This is a genomic window from Pseudomonas sp. F01002 (genome assembly GCF_004402115.1).
Taxonomy (GTDB): domain Bacteria; phylum Pseudomonadota; class Gammaproteobacteria; order Pseudomonadales; family Pseudomonadaceae; genus Aquipseudomonas; species Aquipseudomonas frigoris.
Window position 1 is genome coordinate 1 of sequence record NZ_SOPU01000019.1, and the last position, 330, is coordinate 330.

The following is a 330-nucleotide window of genomic DNA, read 5'->3' on the forward strand; positions in this document are numbered from 1 at the left end:
GGCAGGGGCACGGCCAGATGGCCGTCCCCTATGCCGATTTTTTACAAGCGCCCGGAATGCCTAATGCCACTCAGTTAAGCCGTAACGCGATCTGTAGCAGCTGCCGAGCCCGCGAGGCTGCGTTCGGCTGCGTAGCAGTCGTAAAATCAGTCATTTGGTGCGTCAGGCATACCGCGTCAGCCGGACTCACGACTGCTACGCAGCCGAACGCAGCCTCGCGGGCTCGGCAGCTGCTACAAAGAGTGTCGCGGCTGGAATTGCTTAACTGACTGGCATTACCCGGAATGCCGGCCCGAAAAAAGTCAGCCAAAAAACGCTAGCCCCAAGCGT